We start from the raw sequence: 17,147 nt of genomic DNA, 5'->3' as shown, positions 1-17,147 counted from the left end.
ATGGCGAGGGCCCGGGCACGGATCACGGCGCTCCTCCTGGCACTCGGCGTCCTCGCCGCAGCCACGATCAGTTGGCCCGGGCTCACGGCCACACCGGCGTACGCGGCCCCGGCGGCGTACCAGGCCGCTGCGGCCGAACTCTGCACGACCGAGGAATGGCAGGTCGACTTCCGCGCCTGCGTCGCCAAACTGCAGCAGGTAGCGGAATCGGAGGCGACCTGTCGCAACCCCCCGACGCCGACGGCACCGGATTCTGGCATCGCTGGGTGGTTCGCCTCCCGTCCGGAGGCCTCGAAACTGAGGGGCCCTAAGGGCTACTACACGAATTACGGCTACGCCGGCTACAGCTACAGCACCTACAAGATCGAATCTGGTTGCGCGACCACCCTGTTGCACCCGGACTACAAGTTCACGAACACCATCGCCAACGGCGAGTTCATGATGGCGACGGCGATAATCGGCGCCTCGAACGCACTGCGCGAACGCGCCTGGGAGCCGGGCACCATGTGGGGCTGGGCGGATCCACTTGTGGACCAGGCCACCAAGGCGATCTACCAGAAGGTGTTCAGCGTCTTCGGCATCGTCACCCTCTGCGTGGTCGGGCTCTACCTGCTCTGGCGCTCCCGCCAGTCCGACATGAGCAGCGCGATGACCACGGCGGGGTGGGCGTTGGTGGTGATGGTGGCGGTCACCGCCCTGGCCGCCTGGCCGGTCAAGTCCGCGAACCTCGCCGACGGCGCCCTCGTCTCCACGCTCGGCGTCGTGCACGACGCGGTGGGCCCGGCCGCCAAGGACGTGCCGCCGGACCGGTGCGCGATGCCCAATCCGGACGCCTGCACGGACAAGCGTCCACCGGCGGTCCGGGCCAGCGACACGGCCGCCGAGGCGATGCTCTACCGGAACTGGCTACGTGGCGTGCTCGGCTCGGCGGACAGCGAGACCGCCAAGAAGTACGGCGAGGCGCTCTACGACGCCAAGTCGCTGTCCTGGGACGAGGCCGAGAAGATCCGGACCAGTCCGGAACTCCGCGAGGCCACCATCAGCGCCAAAAAACAACAGTGGATGACGGTCGCCGCGCAGATCGAGCGGGAGGATCCGGAGGCCTACGAGTACCTGCAAGGCGTCCGGGACATGGACCGGGTGGGTGCCGGGTTCATAGCGGTGCTCGCCGCCCTGCTCTTCGCGATGTTCGACCTCACCGCGTCGCTGCTGGTGCTGCTCGGCTTTCTGATCTTCCGGTGGGCGGTGATCGCGGCACCCATCCTGGGCACCATCGGCCTGCTCCGGCCGGCCAGCGCCGGGCTGCGGCGGCTGGGCAACGCGGTGGTGGCGGCGCTGTTCAACATCGCGATCTTCGGTACCGGTGCGGCCATCTACCTCTTCGCGGTCGACCTCATCATGAGCACGGCCACCCTCCCCGGCTGGCTTCAGGTGGTCCTGGTCTGGCTCTGCGGGGTGGTCGGCTGGCTGCTGCTGCGCCCCTATCGCCGGATCACCCAGCTCGGCGGCAAGGACAACAGCGAGGCGGTCAGTTCGGCAGGCTCCTGGCACCGCCGGTTCTTCCGAGACATGCGCACCGCGGCCCGGCTCGACGTCGCCGAGCCCGGCGGTACCGCCGAGCCCACCATGGGACGGCGTCGGGCGATCGCACCGGAGCAGCCGAAGGTGCGTCCGGAGGCTCGTCCGGACCCGGTCCCCAGCGGCGCACCCGCGACCGCGAAGCGGGCGGACGGCCGCGAAGCCGGCGGTGCCGACGACCAGAGCCGGGCGCGGCCCGCCAAGGGGGCCGTCGCGCCCCGGCCCCGTCGCCGACAGCCGGCTTCCTGGACCGAGCCGGACGTGCCGGATGAGAACCCCTCCTACGCCATCTACCGTCCCGGATCGGCCGAACGGGATCCCGAGAAGCCGACACCGCGGGTCCGCTCCGAGGCCCGGTGACCGTCGTGCGCCGGGCGATCGAATTCCTGTTCCTGCGGTTGCTGCGGTCCCGGCAGGGTGTCGCACTCGCCATCGCCGTGCTGGTGCTCGGGGTGGTCGGGGCGGCCAGGTTGGTGGCCGGCCCGACCGACCCGTCGACCGGGCTGAGCAATCGACCAGCCGACCCGATCACCACGGTGCACCCGACCACCGGGGACGACGGCGCGATCTCCACGACCACGACACCGTCCCCGGTCACCCGGCCCGGCCAGTCGACACCGGAGCTGGTCGCCGAACGCTTCGCCGCGGCCTGGATCGGCCGCCCGGGCCAAACCACGGAGGACTGGAACGACGCGCTGCGTCCGCTCTCGACCGCCGGCCTCACCGAGAAGCTCTCCGGCGCCGACCCGACCGATGTGCCCGCCGGCGCGGTCACGGGTGACGTGACCCTCCGCCCACGCGGCGATACCTTCGTGGAGGCGACGATTCCGCTCGACAACGGCCAACTCCGGCTCGAACTGCTGGCGCCCGACGGGCGATGGTTGGTGGACGCGGTGGACTGGAGCAGGGATGAGTGACCAGAATCGTCCCCGTCGGCCGGCCCGGATCGGGGCTCTCGCCACCGCACTCACCGCGGCGCTTACCCTGCTCTGCTGCACCGGTGGCGCTGGTGCCTTCTTCCTCACCGAACTGGGGGGCGACGCCGCCGAGCAGCTTGCCCCGGCCAGCATGGAGTGCACCGGCGACTTCGAGGTGGACGTCAGCGGCAAGATGCCACGCTTCGCCGAGTACGGGGAACGCCAGCTGCGGAACGCCGCCGTGATCATCAAGGTCGGCCAGGAGATGAAGGTGCCGCCGCGGGGCTGGGTCATCGCGGTGGCGACCGCCATGCAGGAGTCGCGCCTGCTCAACCTGGCCAACAGCACGGTCGGCGAGTCGCGGGACATTCCGAATGAGGGAATCGGGGCCGATCACGACTCCGTCGGTCTCTTCCAGCAACGGCCCTCGTGGGGCACGGTCGCCCAGCGGATGAACCCCGAGTACGCGTCCCGCAAGTTCTACGAGAAGCTGGTCGACGTGGCCGACTGGGAGAAGCTGCCGCTGACCGTGGCCGCCCAGCGGGTTCAGATCAGCGCCTTTCCGGACGCGTACGCCAAGCACGAGGAACTCGCCGCCCGCATCGTGGATGCGTTGGCCGGGGGTGCGGCACGCACCGCGCTGATCGCCGGACGCGAGGAGTGTGATGCCGCCGCGGGCGGCGAGATCGCCGCCTCCGGCTGGACCGCGCCGATTCCGGGCGGGGTCGGCTCCGGATTCCGGACCGCCAGTCGGCCCGGACACAACGGTGTGGACATCGCCGCGCCGAAGGGCACCCTGATCAGAGTCGCGGCGACCGGCCGGGTACTGGTCTCCCGATGTGACCCCGACCGGAGAGGGCGACTCAGCTGTGATGTGGACGGCTGGCCCGGCAAGGGAGGCTGTGGTTGGTTCGTCGACGTGCTGCACGCTCAGGGCTTCATCACCCGCTACTGTCATCTGGTGAGTCGTCCCCGGGTCGCCGCGGGCGACACGGTGCAGGCTGGTGAGGTGATCGGCGAGGTGGGCAGCAGCGGCAACTCCTCCGGGCCGCACCTGCACTACGAGGTGCACGTCGAGGGCGACCGCAGCAGTCGGGGCGCGATCGACCCGGTGCCGTTCATGCGGTCGAAGGGTGCACCGTTGAAGGGCGCCGGGTGAACCACGAGCCGTCATGACCGAACCACTTCCGGACCCGTTCGCCGACCAGCCCGACTGGGCCCTCCAGCCGCCCGGCCCGATCGAGGTCGTCCCCGCCGCCGAGAGCGTGGAACTGCGCGGACGACGGGTACTGGTCGGGTTGCCCGGCCTGGGATGGCGTGCCGACCTGCGGGCCGACGAACGGGTGGTGCAGAACAGCCGCACCTACGTCCCGGTCATCCCGGAGCACGAGTGGTACCGCGCAGAGGCGGACCAGGTCGAGGTGTTCGCCCCACTGGTGCCGGTCGAACGGGTCTGGGTCGAGACGGTCGGCCGAGCGACCATGCCGGCGACGGACGGCGGCCTGCGTCTCGTCTCGCTGGACGCACCGACCCACCGGGCACCTACGCCGGTCTTCGAGGCGGACTCGGTCACCGGACGACGGGTCGTGCACATGGTCGGTTCGGTCGAGCATCGTGACCTGCGCGCCGTCACCGAGACGTACTCGGGCGCCGAGGGCGACATCTGCGTACGGGTGACACCGGAGATGGAGTGGTACCGCTGGGCCTGGCGCGGTCAGTCACCGACCACACTGGAGGTGCCGGTCCACATGCTCTGGGTGGAGTGAGGCTAGCTGGGTGTAGCTGAGCAGACCCGCCAGTCCTCGTCCAACCGCGTGGTGAACGTCCATGGCTGCCGGTCGTACTGCCTGATTCCATCGATTCGAGCTGATAGCAGCAGCTCAACTCGTACCTCAGCCTCGTTGCCGCGTTGTTCCGCCAGAACATTTCCCCAGCTGATCAACATGCTCGTGCCGAACTGCTCCTCGCGGGCCGCAAGATCGGATCGAAACGCGTCGAGCGGCTCTAAATCGCTGCCGCCGTCGCATGTGAAGAGCTTGGCTCGTACATCGTTTCGGTCAACAAGGAAAGCTCGCAGGTAGCTGTCTACCACGATCGTCGGGGCGCTGCGGTCGGGGGTGGTGGCGCGGTCGTAGACGAAATAGCCGACCACCCCTCCGGTCAGGCAGAGTGCGGCAACCACCCCAGCGATCACGGTCAGTACCGTACGCAGGCGTCGCCGGGGCCGGCGCGGGGCCGGCGCGACCGCGGGCGGTGCCAGTTCCTCCGGCGGTGTCCTCTGCGCCGGTACGCGGGAGACCTGGGAACCGGCGGGGGGCGGCACTGATTCCACCCCCTGAGGCTATCGGCTGGCGGCCCAGGACCCAATGCCCCAGATTTGGCAGATCGTGACCGAACCCTGCCGATGGGTGAGATCCATGACAACACCGGCGCAGCGCCGTCGCGCATCCCGGAGGTGGAGCCCTTGCTGGGATACCGTCGGTTCTGCCCGGCGAGTGGGTGCCGACCTCGGGCGGAGGGGGTGGACACGGTGGGCGGTCCGAAGGCACGGACGCTCCGCGCCGCCGCGCTGCACCGTCGGGCCGCCGCGACGGTCACGGCGGCGACGAATGTTCTCGACGAGACCCGTCCGGTCCCGGCCGATCAGCGCCGCCAGTACGCGCTGGCCGAGCGGCTGCGCGAGGCGGCCACCGTCCTCGCCCCTGGTTGGGCCGGGTCCACGCTGGACGCGGTCGAGCCGGCACATCCCGCCGGGGAGGGGCCACCTCCGTTCGTCCGGGTGGGCACCGCCGCCCCGCTGGACGACGCACGCTTCCCGGCTCTGGTGCCGATTTTCGGCAGCGGTCACCTCGTGGTGGACGCCGACGCGCAGGATGCACGGGTCGCCGGGCTGCTGCGGGCCGTACTGCTGCGGATGCTGGCGGCGACACCGGCCGGGGCGCTGCTGGTACGGGCGGTGGACGCGACGGGTGGCGCGCTGGCACCGTTCGCGGCGCTCGGTGACGCCGGGGTGTTGGCCCCGCCGGCCACCGACACCGAGGGTCTGCAGGCCGTGCTGGCGGAGGCGGAGCGGTGGGTGGCGCCGGACGCCTCCGGTCCGCGCCGGCACGACCGTTCGCTGCTGCTGGTGCTGGCCGCGCTGCCCGAGCCGCACCGGCCGAGCGACCTGGCGCGGGTCGAGGCGCTCGCCGAGCAGGGCCCGGCGGCCGGGTTGCACCTGGTGGTGGCGGGGTGGCCGCCGGTCGGTCGGGCCGCACTGCCCAGGGCTACGCCGCTGGCGATGCGGACGGCCTACGCGTTGCTGGGTGATCCGCCGGGCGCGGCGTTCGCCGGTGCCGGCACCGACGGAGGGCTGAACTCTCCGGTCTTCGTCGACCCGGATCCGCCGGCCGAGTTGGTCGACAGCGTGTGCCGCCGGATCGCCGCCCAGATCGAGGCCGGCAGCCGGCTCTCCCTGTCGCACCTGCTGCCGCCTCCCAACGAGCTGTGGCAGGCGACCGCGGCGGAGGGGCTCAGCAGCACCGTCGGTGATGCGGGTGGGCGGCCGGTTTCGCTCGGCTTCACCGAACTGACCCCGCACTGGCTGGTGAGCGGCCGGTCGCGGGGCTGCCGGTCCACCTTCCTGACCACGGCGCTGCTCGGGCTCGTCGCGCGGTACGGCCCGGACGAGCTGTCGCTGTACCTGGTGGACCTCGGTGACGGTGAGTCCTTTGCGGAGTTCCTGCAGACGGAGCGGGACCGGTCCTGGGTCCCGCAGGTCCGGGCAGCCGCGATGGCCGCCGACCGGGAGTACGTACTGGATCTGGTGGACCAGTTGACGGCCGAGGTGCACCGGCGCGCGGAGGCGTCCGCCCGCGCGGGTGGGCAGCGTTTCGCCGAGTTGCGGAAACATCGCCCGCTCCCCCGGGTCGTCTGTGTGCTGGAGAACCTGCCGGTCCTCTTCGCCGAACGGGACCGGCTGTCCGCCGAGGTGGCGGCCCGGTTGGACGCGCTGGCCAGGACCGGGCGGGCGTACGGTGTCCATCTGGTGCTGGCCGGCGAGGGTGACCTGGGCCTGGCCACCCGCCCGGACGGCGGGCAGCGGGACGCCCTGCTGGGCCAGTTCCCGGTGCGGGTGGCGCTGCCTGGCGGCGGGGCGGTGCTGGCACCCACCAACGACGCCGCAGCCGGTCTGCCGGTGGGCAGCGCGGTGGTGAACACCGCGGGCGGTCTGGGCGGTCCCCGCGGAGCGATCCGAGGTCATGAGCGGATGGTCCGATTCCCCGACCCGGCAGACGAGCCGGAGACGGTGGCCGGGCTGCGCCACCGCCTCTGGGCGGCCCGCCCGCCGAGCGCGGCGCCGCCCGTCGTCTTCGCCGGGTACGCACGCCCCCTGCTGGGCAACGATCCCCGTTACCGGGCAGCCGTCGCGGGGCAGTCGACGGCCCCGGCCGCCTTGCTCGGGCGGGCGGTGGACGTCGCACGCAGCACCGTGGCGGTGCCGTTCGGACCGGTTGCGGGGCGTAACCTCGCGGTACTCGGTCCACGGCCTGCCGCGTGTCGCCTGCTGGCGACGGCCGCACACAGCACGGCGGCCCACCATCCGGCGGGTACGGCGCGCTTCGTGGTCGCCGTACCGGACGCCGAGGCTGGGCACCTGGCCGACGATCTTGTCGCGGAGTTGGCCGAGTCCCACCAGGTTGACCTGGTGGACCTCGCCGGGCTGGTCGCCGTGGCGGACGCCGGCGAGCCGGCGTACCTGGTTGTCTTCGGCCTGGACGTGGCACCGGCCGAGCAACTGCCGCCGGCCCGGCTGCGGGCCCTGCTGCGCGACGGGCCACCGGCTGGGCAGCACCTGCTCGGCTGGTGGCGTACGGTGCCGTCGTTCGCGACGCTTGTGGAACCGGACGAGACGGTGGACAAGCTGACCGCCGTGGCGGTGGCGGGCGTGCCGGGGGCTCAGCTCACTCCGGTCTTCGGCCGCCCGGTGGAGTGGCGACCTCGCCCCGACCGGGTGGTGCTCTGGGACGGGCCGGCAGAGCGCGGCGTGGTGCTGGTTCCGTACGACGTGCCCGGCAGCCTGCAGGGGGAACCCGGATGACGCTCGATCACTCGTCGGCCACCGTCGGCGGTCCGGTCAGGCAGCGGTCGGCCGGGGAGTCGGGGGATCCGGTGCGGGCCGCGTGGGCCGACTACCTCGCCGCGGCCCGGCAGCTCGACGGGGTACGGCGTGGCGCGGCGACCGCTGCGGGCGAGCAGGCCCGCGCGGTCCAGGCCGCCCGGGAGGAGCTCACCGGGGTACGCACCCGGCTGGTGCCGCAGGAGAGCCGACTACGGGAGCTGGGTGTACCACCGATCTCGTTGGTGCCGACACCGCCGGAGCTTGCCGAGGCGACCCGGTCGATGAGCGGCGGTCCGGCGACGGTGTTGACAGCATTGCGGGATGCCCGACGGTGGGCTGTCGGAGCGGACGACACGCTCACCGCCCGTGGCCTGTCCCGGGTCGCGCACTGGCCGTCCCGCGCCCGCAACCTGCTGGTGTACGGGCCGCTGGGGTTGTTCGTTCCGGTGCTTCTGGTGGTGGTGTATCTGCTCGCCGGCACCGGTGCGGTGACCGCGTTGGCGGTGCTGGTCGGGCTGCCGGCACCGGCGGTCGCGTTCGGCCTGGGGTGGTTCGCAGTGGGCCGTTGCTTCCCGCCCGGGCCGGGGGAGCGGGTGGACCGTACGCCACGGTTCGGCGCGCTGGCCTGCCTGGTCCCGGCCGTGGTGGTCAACGCGGGAATCGTACTGGCGATGCTGTAGTCCGGTGCGACCGACCGCCGGTCAGCGGGGGATGATCAGAGCCATCGCCTCGGCCCGGGACTTGGCGTCGTGTTGCAGGGTGCCACGCACCGCAGACGTGATCGTCCTGGCGCCGGATTTCTGGATGCCCCGCATCGCCATGCACATGTGTTCGCACTCGAGCACGACGACCACGCCCCGGGGTGCCAGCCGCGTCATCAGCAGGTCCGCGATCTGTGAGGTGAGCCGCTCCTGCACCTGGGGCCGCCGGGCGAACACCTCGACCAGCCGGGCCAGCTTGGACAGCCCGGTGATCCGGCCGTCGGGACCGGGGATGTAGCCGATGTGGGCACTGCCCCGGAAGGGCAGCAGGTGATGCTCGCATAGGCTCATCACGTCGATGTCCCGGACCAGCACCAGTTCCTCGTGGTTGGCTTCGAAGGTGGTGGTGAGCACCGTGGCCGGGTCGACGCGCAGGCCGGCGAAGAGTTCCGCGTAGGCCCGGGCGACCCGGGCCGGGGTCTGCTGGAGGCCGTCGCGGTCCGGATCCTCCCCGACCGCGATGAGGATCTCGCGGACGGCCTTCTCGATCCGGCCGAGGTCCATGGTGTCCTCGACGGGACGACCGGTGAGCCGACCGTTGACCAGCCGCGCGGCGATGTAGTCGAGGCGGTCGGTGTCGGGTTCGGTGGCGGAGGCGGCCAGTCCCCGCTGTGGGGGACCGGCCGCCGTGTCGTCGGTGCTCAGTGCGAACCGTCCGAGGAGTTGTTGGAGCTGCCGCCGCCCACGGTCGCCTCTGCGCCGTCGGCCTCCGCCTGCACCTTCAGCGCGTCCTTCTCCGCAGGGGTGAGCACGGGCGGTTCGGTGGAGGGCTGCCGCTTGCCGAAGCCGTTGTACGGGGCCATCGGCGGACGCTTCACCACCCGGGCGCAGATCCGGGCCATGTCGGCGGTGGAGAGGGTCTCCTTCTCCATCAGCTCGAGCACGATGTTGTCCAGGACGTCCCGGTACTCAACCAGGATCTCCCAGGCCTCGTCGTGGGCAAGCTCGATCAGGGCCCGCATCTCGCCGTCGATCTCGGCGGCGACCGCGTCGGAGTAGTCCCGCTCGTGGCCCATGTTGCGGCCGAGGAACGGCTCGTCACCGCTGGTGCCGTACTTGATCGCACCGAGCTTGGAACTCATCCCGTACTGCGTGATCATCGCGCGGGCCAGCTGGGTGGCCTTCTCGATGTCGTTGCCGGCACCGGTGGTGGGCTCGTGGAAGACGAGTTCCTCGGCGGCCCGGCCGCCCAGCGCGTACGCCAGGGTGTCGACCATCTCGGCGCGGGTCTGGGTGTACTTGTCCTCGGTCGGCAGCACCAGGGTGTGGCCCAGGGAGCGGCCCCGGGACAGGATCGTCACCTTGTGCACCGGTGCGGCGTGCGGCAGCGCCCAGGCGACAAGCGCGTGCCCACCCTCGTGGTACGCGGTGATCTTCTTTTCCTGGTCACTCATCACCCGGGTACGCCGCTGCGGGCCGGCGATCACGCGGTCGATCGACTCCTCGAGCGAGTCGTTGGAGATGGCCCGCTGGTCCTTCCGGGCGGTCAGCAGGGCCGCCTCGTTGATCACGTTGGCGAGGTCGGCACCACTGAAGCCCGGCGTCCGCTTGGCCACCGAGTCGAGGTCGACGTCGGGCGTGAACGGCTTGCCCTTGGCGTGCACCCGCAGGATCGCCTTGCGGCCCTCCATGTCGGGAGCGTCGACCGGGATCTGCCGGTCGAACCGGCCCGGACGCAGCAGCGCCGGGTCGAGGATGTCCGGCCGGTTGGTGGCGGCGATCAGGATGACGCCGCCCTTGACGTCGAAGCCGTCCATCTCGACGAGGAGCTGGTTCAGGGTCTGCTCGCGCTCGTCGTGGCCGCCACCCATGCCGGCTCCGCGGTGCCGGCCGACGGCGTCGATCTCGTCGACGAAGACGATCGCGGGCGCGTTCGCCTTGGCCTGCTCGAACAGGTCACGGACCCGGCTGGCACCGACACCGACGAACATCTCGACGAAGTCGGAACCGGAGATCGAGTAGAAGGGCACCCCGGCCTCGCCGGCCACCGCTCGGGCGAGCAGCGTCTTACCGGTGCCGGGCGGGCCGAAGAGCAGCACGCCCTTCGGGATCTTCGCACCGAGCGCCTGGTACTTCGCCGGGTTCTGCAGGAAGTCCTTGATCTCGTGCAGCTCCTCGACGGCCTCCTCGGAGCCCGCCACGTCGGCGAACGTCGTCTTCGGCGTGTCCTTGGTGATCATCTTCGCCTTGGACTTGCCGAAGTTGAGCACCCGGGAGCCGCCGCCCTGCATCTGCGACATGAAGAACAGCAGCAGTAGCACGAGCAGCACGATGGGAAGCAGGTTGACCAGCAGGCTGACCCAGATGCTGTCGGACGACACCTCGGTGTCGGCTGGCCCGGTGACCCGATTGTTGGCCTTGGCGTCGAGGACCTGGTTCCAGACCTCGTCGCCGACCTCGTAGGGGAACTGGGCCTCGATCAGCTTCGTGGTGGTGTCGCCGAACTCGGTCTCCTCGGCCAGCTCGAGCTGGATCGTCTGTTCCTTGTCCTGGAAGACGACCTTCTCGATGCCACCCTTGTTGAGCTGGTCGAGCGCGACGGACGTGTCCACCCGGTGGTAACTGGGTCCACCGGTGAACAACTGACTGAGCACGACGGCGCCGAGGATGACCAGGATGACCCAGAACACCGGTCGGCGGAAGAAACGCGTACGTTCCATGCTGTTGTCGAGCGCCGAGACGCCCGCATCCTCCTGATCGACGTCCTGACCGACTGTGGGTGTCGCCGCCTGGGCGGCTGCCGGAGCCGCCGTGCGGGCCGGCCTCGACCCCGGGGCGCGATTGCCGCGCCACGGTCATTCGACGGTACACCGTGCGAGACCGATATGAGCTGGCGAGCCCAGCACTTACGCGCACGGCGAACCGGATGTCAGCCGGCGTGGCCCGGAGTCGGATCTCCGGGTCACCGTGGCAAAGGTAGTCCGATCAGCTGAAAGTCGGCTGAACGTCGGGCGGACGCGCCCACGACCGCAGTCGGGCCGGCGGGGTGCGGACAAGGGCTGGCGGTCCGGGGGGCGCCGTGGCGTGGCGGGAACCCGCACGGTCAGGAGCGGGCGTAGACCTCCGGCTTGAGCACCCCCACGTACGGCAGTTCCCGGTAGCGCTCACCGAAGTCGAGGCCGTACCCGACCACGAACTCGGTCGGGATGTCAAAGCCCACGTACCTGACCGGCACCGTCACCTTGACCGCCTCCGGCTTGCGGAACAGCGCGACCACCTCGACGCTCGCCGCCGACCGCGACTCCAGGTAGCGCAGCAGCCAGGACAGGGTCAGCCCGGAGTCGACGATGTCCTCCACGACGACGACGTGCCGACCGGCGATGTCCCGGTCGAGGTCCTTGAGGATCCGGACCACGCCGGAGGAGGTGGTGCCCTGCCCGTACGAGGAGATGGCCATGAAGTCCAGCTCGGCCGGAGGGCCGTGCCGGCCCAGCGCCCGGGCGAAGTCGGCCATGAACATGACCGCGCCCTTGAGTACGCAGACGAGCAGCAGCCCGTCGGTGACGTGCGCGTAGTCCGCGGAGACCTGCTTGGCCAGCTCCGCGGTCTTCTCGCGGATCTGCGCCTCGGAAATGATCACGTGGTCGATGTCGGCGTCGTACCAGGAGCCGTCAGCCATGACCATAGCCTGCCGTACGCCCCGGGTTCGCCGTCGGCGGGGCCGCCCGTTTCGGGACAACCCCGCCTGGGGATTTTCCGGATGAAGGGAACATTCGGCTCAGCAGCGGCGCGACTGCCACCTGTGGCCCCCGTCGGAGGGCTTCCAGTCCGCGGAGTCACGGCTGTCGGCGGTCAGCCCCAGGGCGGACAGCAGGGCGAGGGACAGGAAGAACAGCAGGAAGAACAGGAAACCCATGGCGGCGCTCGCTTTCTGGCGTCTGCGGTTGTCGTGTCGCCGCCGGTGCGCACCGGACATCTGCCAGTCTGCGTACCCCGCCAACTCTCGGACAGTGGCAGGAATGCCAGTCCTGCTCGATTTACTGCCACTCGTGCGGTTACCCTCGTCACATGCTTCGTTCAGTGGCCGTACTCGTCCTGGACGGTGTCGCTCCGTTCGAACTCGGCGTGCTCGCTGAGGTGTTCGGCACCGACCGCACCGCCGACGGGCTGCCCGGCTACCGCTTCGACGTGTGTGGACCTCGACAGGTCCCGGTACGCACCTCCGCCGGCTTTCACCTGGTGCCGAACGCCGATCTGGATCCGCTGGAGCAGGCGGACCTGGTGGCCGTGCCCGCCCACGACCCGACCACCACCGCACCGGCCGAGGTCCACGAGGCGTTACGCCGGGCCGCCGATCGGGGCGCGTACCTGTTCAGCGTGTGTGCCGGCGCGTACCTGCTGGGCGAGGCAGGACTGCTCGACGGACGGGAGTGCACCACCCACTGGCGGCACGTCGACGAGTTGCAGCGCCGCCACCCGAGCGCCCGGGTGCGCTGCAACTCGCTCTACGTGCAGGACGGCCGCCTGCTCACCAGTGCCGGCACCGCCGCCGGCATCGACGCCTGCCTGCACCTGGTGCGCCAGGCGCACGGCTCGGCCACCGCCACCCGGCTCGCCCGACGGATGGTGGTGCCCCCACATCGCGACGGCGGGCAGGCCCAGTACATCGAGGCACCGATCCCGAAGGCACCGGAGGCGCCCACCCTGGAACCGGTACTGGAATGGCTGATGGGCCATCTGGACCGGCAGACCACCGTCGACGAGTTGGCCGCGCGGGCCGGGATGGCACCCCGGACGTTCGCTCGCCGGTTCCGCGCCGAGACGGGCACCACCCCGCACGACTGGCTGACCAACCAACGCGTACTGCTGGCCCGCCGGCTGTTGGAGGACACCGCAATGACCGTGGAAGCGGTCGCCGATCGGGCCGGCTTCGGCGACGCCGCCGTCCTGCGGCACCACTTCACCCGCCGGGTCGGTGCCACGCCACAGGCGTACCGCACCACGTTCCGCGATCGTGCTCCCACCGGCTGACCGGTCGCCCGGCCGGTCACGCAGGTCAGAAGCCTCCGGCGGCGCCGTCACCCCGGGGCTCCGAACCGACGACGTATCCCCCGTCGGCGCGTCGCCAGATCGCCTGCCCGTAGCCGAAGACGGTGGAATCGGGCGCGACGGCGACCTGGTGGCCCCGGTCCCGCAGGTCGGCGATGAGCGCGGCACCACCGGGCCCGGCGATCAGCTCCTCCTCGACCAGCAGCGAGCGTCCCGCGTGCCAGTACCAGCGCGGGGCACCCAGCGCCGCCTGCGGGTCGAGGTCAGCGTCCACGGTCGCCGAGACCAGTTGAACGTGGCCCTGGGGCTGCATGTGCCCACCCATCACCCCGAACGGCCCCACCGGCGCGCCCTGGCGGGTCAGGAAACCGGGAATGATTGTGTGATACGGCCGCTTGGCCGGGCCGACCACGTTCGGGTGGTCCGCCTCCAGCCGGAAGCCGAGACCACGATTCTGCAGCGCGAAGCCGTACCCGGGCAGCACCACGTGCGAGCCGAAGGCGAGGTAGGTGGACTGGATCAGGCTGACCATCATGCCGCTCTGGTCAGCCGTGCAGAGGTAGACCGTCCCACCGCGCTCCGGGGTGCCGGCCACCGGGTCGGCCGCCGCCTCGGTGACCGCCGCGCGGCGTCGCGCCAGGTGCTCCGGGGTGAGCAGCCCGGATGGGACCGGGGCATGGTCGGGATCGGCGACGTGGGCGTGCGCATCGGCGAAGCCGGCCTTGACCGCCTCGATCTGCCGGTGCAGCCACCGCGACCCGTCGGCCGGATCGAATCCGTCCAGGATGCCCAGGGCGAGCAGGGCGGCCAGTCCCTGCCCGTTCGGCGGCAGCTCCCAGACCTCGTGGTCCCGGTAGCGAACCGACACCGGATCGACCCAGACGCTGGCGTGGGTCTCCAGGTCCGCCGGGGTGAGCAGGCCGCCGGTACGGGCGGCGTGGTCGGTCAGGGCCGCCGCGATCCGCCCCCGGTAGAACTCCTCCGCCCGGCTGTCGGCGATCAGTCGGAGCGTCCGTGCCGCGTCCGGGTTGCGCCACCGCTCGCCCGCGCGGGGAGCCCGCCCGTCCGGTGCGAACACCCGCCCGAACTCCGCGTACTCGGGACCGGTCAGGCCGGCGTGCCCGGCGACCGCGCGGGACCAGGCCGCCGCTGTCGCGGTGGAGACGGGGTGTCCCTGCTCGGCGTAGCCGATGGCGTCGGCGAGCAGGTCCGCGAACGGCAGCGATCCGAACCGCTCGTGCAGGTCGCGCCAGCCCGCCGGCACGCCCGGTACGGTCACCGGCAACCAGCCCCGGGCCGGCATCGCCGGGCCGACCGCCTGAGCCCCACCCAGCGCGTCGGCGGGTTCGGCACCTCGACCGTCGGTCCTCGCGAGCACCAGATCCCGGGTCAGCCCGGCGGGCGACCGGCCGGAGGCGTTCAGGCCGTGCAGCCGCTCGCCGTCCCAGACGATGGCGAAAAGGTCACCGCCGATGTCGTTGGAGGGTGGTTGCACGACGGTGAGGGTGCTGGCGGTGGCCAGCGCGGCGTCCACGGCGTTGCCACCACGACGCAGCACGGCCAGGCCGGCGGCCACGGCCAGCGGCTGGCTGGTGGCCACGGCGCCACGCGGCGCGTACAGCGGTGGCCGGGGATGGGTCATCCTTCGACCACCGCCTCGTCGGGCGCTGCCCCCGCCGCCTGAGGCGCCGGTGCTCGGCCGGCCGGCGAGGCCGGTGGTGACTCCGACACCAGCCGGTCGTCGCGGCGGAGCACCCGCAGCCCGCCCGGCAGGTAGCTGGCTCCTTGGCCGCGCCACGCCGTGACCAACGCGTCGAGCGCGGCGACGTGGCGATGCGACAGTGCGGCCGGGGGCGTGCCCAATTCATGGGCCCAGGCGCGCAGCACCCGACCGCGTACGGCGGGCGCCAGGTCCGCCAGAGTCCGGGTGACCAAGCCACCGTCGGGATGCCGGGCCTGGCTCAGCGCCACCACGGCGAGTTCGTCGAGGACCGCGTTGTCCGCCGCCACCAGCGCGGCGGTACGGGCGAGGTTGTCCAGCACGCCCGGTCCGAGCGCCCGGATCAACACGGGCAGCACGTCGGCCCGGACCCGGGAGCGGGCGTACGCCGGGTCGCTGTTGTGCGGATCGTCCCACGGCACCAGACCGAGGGCCGCGCAGGCGGCACGGGTCTCCGCCCGCCCGATCTCCAACAGCGGTCGTACGAGTGGGGTGCCGGCCAGGTCCCGGCGGGCCGGCATGCCGGCGAGTCCGCGCGGGCCGGCGCCCCGGGCCAGCGCGAGCAGCACCGTCTCCGCCTGGTCGTCCCGGGTGTGGCCGGTGAGCAGCGCCGAAGCGCGGTGCCCGCCGGCAGCCTCGGCCAACGCCTGGTAACGGGCGTCCCGGGCCGCCGCCTCCGGGCCACCGGGCCGGCCGGCGACCTCGACCCGGACCATTTCCACCGGAGCCAGGCCGACCTCGACCGCCCAGCGCGCCACCGCCTCGGCCCGGCGCCGCGAACCGGCCTGCAACCCGTGATCGACGGTGACCAGCCCGGCGGCGCGGCCCGCCCGGGGTGCCACGAACGCGGTGGCCGCGGCCAGCGCCAGCGAATCGGCTCCGCCCGAGCAGGCGACCAGCACCGGACCGTCCGTCGGCAGGTCGGCCAAGGCGCGTCGGACCGCGATCCGGATCGCGGCCACCGGCGGGGCGAGCGCGGCCATCGATGCGGCGACGCGCTCAGCCGGCGGTCGGCACCGGACCGACCGGCCCGTGTACCCGCGCCACCCAGGCGTCCGGTTCGCTCAGCTCGGACAGCCGGGGCAGGGTCAACGGCGACTCGAAGACCCGGTTGAAGCCGGCCATACCGACCCGGTCCACCACGGCGTGCACGAACTTGCGGCCCTCGGCGTACTGCCGCATCTTGACGTCGATGCCGATCAGCCGCCGGATCGCCTTCTCCACCGGGTTGCCGGCCTCGCGCCGCCGGTTGAAGCCGGCCCGGATGCGCTCCACGCTCGGGATCACCTGCGGGCCGACGCCGTCCATCACGAACTCGGCGTGCCCCTCCAGCAGCGTCATCAGGGCAGTCAGCCGGTCCAGCACGGCCCGCTGCCCCGGCGTCTGCACGATGTCCAGCACGCTGGACCGGCTCTGCGGGTCGCGGACCGCGTCGGCGAGGGTGCTCACCCCCCGGCGCAGCCGCTCCAGCAGGTGCTCGCCACCCTGGGCGGCGTCGACGAACGCCTGCACCTCACCGAGGAAGTAGGCCCGCATCCAGGGCACGGAGGTGAACTGCGTCCGGTGGGTCACCTCGTGCAGACAGACCCAGAGCCGGAAGTCGCGCGGATCCGCGCCCAGCTTGCGCTCGACCTCGACGATGTTCGGCGCGACCAGCAGCAGCTGCCCCGGGTCGGCGGAGAAGACCTCGTACTGCCCGAGGACCCGGCCGGAAAGGTAGGCCAGCACGGTGCCGGCCTGCACCCCGGTCACCCGGGAACCGATCGCCTCGGTCAGCGCACCGGGCTGCTTGTCCTGCGCGAGCCGGCCGACCAGCGGGGTGATCACCTCGCGGAGCCCGGCGATGTTCGTCGCCGCCCAGTCACGCCGATCGACCACCCGCACCGGCGGATGGGTGACCTGCGAGGTCAGCCCGGTGTAGTCGGCGACGTGCCCGGCTGCCTCGTCGGTCAACCGGCGCAGCTCGGAAACCACCTCGGTGGCTTCGGCGTACGTCACCCGGGGGCCCGACTTGCCCAGAGCCCCCGCCGTCGCGGTGGCCAGATCCCAGTCCACGAACTGCGCCATGCAACCCACCGTAC

At 71.8% G+C, this 17,147-nt stretch carries 14 protein-coding genes and 1 pseudogene; 7 read left to right on the top strand and 8 right to left on the bottom strand.

What is annotated here, in order from left to right; translation table 11 throughout:
- Genes AB0J93_RS03935 through AB0J93_RS03920 form a run of 4 tightly spaced genes read left to right on the top strand, consistent with a single transcriptional unit; the run spans nt 1 to nt 4,261 of the window.
- Nucleotides 1-1,938, top strand: coding sequence for an MFS transporter (locus tag AB0J93_RS03935; protein ID WP_363917916.1), 1,938 nt, complete (start codon nt 1-3; stop codon nt 1,936-1,938).
- Entirely contained in the window at nt 1,935-2,495 is a 561-nt protein-coding gene (locus AB0J93_RS03930; protein ID WP_363917912.1) for a hypothetical protein, read from the top strand. Before AB0J93_RS03935 ends, AB0J93_RS03930 begins: the two co-directional genes overlap by 4 nt.
- The gene (locus AB0J93_RS03925) at nt 2,488-3,654 is read left to right on the top strand and encodes a M23 family metallopeptidase (protein WP_363917910.1); all 1,167 of its coding nucleotides are present in this window, start codon (nt 2,488-2,490) and stop codon (nt 3,652-3,654) included. The genes AB0J93_RS03930 and AB0J93_RS03925 overlap by 8 nt, the downstream gene beginning before the upstream one ends.
- A 13-nt stretch (nt 3,655-3,667) precedes the next feature.
- Entirely contained in the window at nt 3,668-4,261 is a 594-nt protein-coding gene (locus AB0J93_RS03920; RefSeq protein ID WP_363917908.1) for a hypothetical protein, read from the top strand.
- Nucleotides 4,262-4,263: 2 nt separating this feature from the next.
- On the opposite strand, the gene AB0J93_RS03915 is transcribed toward AB0J93_RS03920, so the two are convergent.
- A complete protein-coding gene (locus tag AB0J93_RS03915) occupies nt 4,264-4,818 on the bottom strand; it encodes a hypothetical protein (RefSeq protein WP_363918534.1) in 555 nt (184 codons plus the stop codon).
- 198 nt (nt 4,819-5,016) lie between these two features.
- On the opposite strand from AB0J93_RS03915, the gene AB0J93_RS03910 reads away from it, so the two are divergent.
- Nucleotides 5,017-7,575, top strand: coding sequence for an FtsK/SpoIIIE domain-containing protein (locus tag AB0J93_RS03910; RefSeq protein WP_363918532.1), 2,559 nt, complete (start codon nt 5,017-5,019; stop codon nt 7,573-7,575).
- Entirely contained in the window at nt 7,572-8,276 is a 705-nt protein-coding gene (locus tag AB0J93_RS03905) for a hypothetical protein (protein ID WP_363917906.1), read from the top strand. The genes AB0J93_RS03910 and AB0J93_RS03905 overlap by 4 nt, the downstream gene beginning before the upstream one ends.
- A gap of 21 nt (nt 8,277-8,297) precedes the next feature.
- Here AB0J93_RS03905 and folE read toward each other — a convergent pair whose 3' ends face one another.
- The 4 genes from folE to AB0J93_RS03885 form a co-directional block, all read right to left on the bottom strand.
- Nucleotides 8,298-8,960 carry a GTP cyclohydrolase I FolE gene (gene folE, locus AB0J93_RS03900; RefSeq protein WP_363918530.1) on the bottom strand — a complete coding sequence of 221 codons (663 nt, stop codon included), beginning with the start codon at nt 8,958-8,960 and terminating at the stop codon, nt 8,298-8,300.
- Between the two features lie 38 nt (nt 8,961-8,998).
- Nucleotides 8,999-11,017, bottom strand: a complete 2,019-nt coding sequence (gene ftsH / locus AB0J93_RS03895) for an ATP-dependent zinc metalloprotease FtsH (RefSeq protein WP_093409891.1) — start codon at nt 11,015-11,017, stop codon at nt 8,999-9,001.
- Nucleotides 11,018-11,400: 383 nt separating this feature from the next.
- Nucleotides 11,401-11,976, bottom strand: coding sequence for a hypoxanthine phosphoribosyltransferase (gene hpt, locus AB0J93_RS03890; protein ID WP_363917904.1), 576 nt, complete (start codon nt 11,974-11,976; stop codon nt 11,401-11,403).
- 99 nt (nt 11,977-12,075) lie between these two features.
- The gene (locus tag AB0J93_RS03885; protein ID WP_363918586.1) at nt 12,076-12,297 is read right to left on the bottom strand and encodes a hypothetical protein; all 222 of its coding nucleotides are present in this window, start codon (nt 12,295-12,297) and stop codon (nt 12,076-12,078) included.
- A 68-nt stretch (nt 12,298-12,365) separates the two neighbouring features.
- Between AB0J93_RS03885 and AB0J93_RS03880 the strand changes: the two genes are divergently transcribed.
- Nucleotides 12,366-13,328: a helix-turn-helix domain-containing protein gene (locus tag AB0J93_RS03880; protein ID WP_363917902.1), complete on the top strand. Its 963-nt coding sequence runs from the start codon at nt 12,366-12,368 to the stop codon at nt 13,326-13,328.
- Between the two features lie 25 nt (nt 13,329-13,353).
- Here AB0J93_RS03880 and AB0J93_RS03875 read toward each other — a convergent pair whose 3' ends face one another.
- The 3 genes and pseudogenes from AB0J93_RS03875 to AB0J93_RS03865 form a co-directional block, all read right to left on the bottom strand.
- Nucleotides 13,354-14,988 carry a gamma-glutamyltransferase family protein gene (locus tag AB0J93_RS03875; RefSeq protein WP_363917900.1) on the bottom strand — a complete coding sequence of 545 codons (1,635 nt, stop codon included), beginning with the start codon at nt 14,986-14,988 and terminating at the stop codon, nt 13,354-13,356.
- A gap of 86 nt (nt 14,989-15,074) precedes the next feature.
- Nucleotides 15,075-16,049: pseudogene (gene tilS, locus AB0J93_RS03870) on the bottom strand (tRNA lysidine(34) synthetase TilS); the annotation flags it as partial.
- A gap of 16 nt (nt 16,050-16,065) precedes the next feature.
- Nucleotides 16,066-17,133: a zinc-dependent metalloprotease gene (locus AB0J93_RS03865; protein ID WP_363917898.1), complete on the bottom strand. Its 1,068-nt coding sequence runs from the start codon at nt 17,131-17,133 to the stop codon at nt 16,066-16,068.
- Between the last annotated feature and the right edge of the window lie 14 nt (nt 17,134-17,147).

It is taken from the genome of Micromonospora sp. NPDC049374 (assembly GCF_040677165.1).
Classification (GTDB): Bacteria; Actinomycetota; Actinomycetes; order Mycobacteriales; family Micromonosporaceae; genus Micromonospora.
Note: the sequence above shows the minus strand (reverse complement) of the source record. Positions and strands in the feature narration are given on the sequence as shown.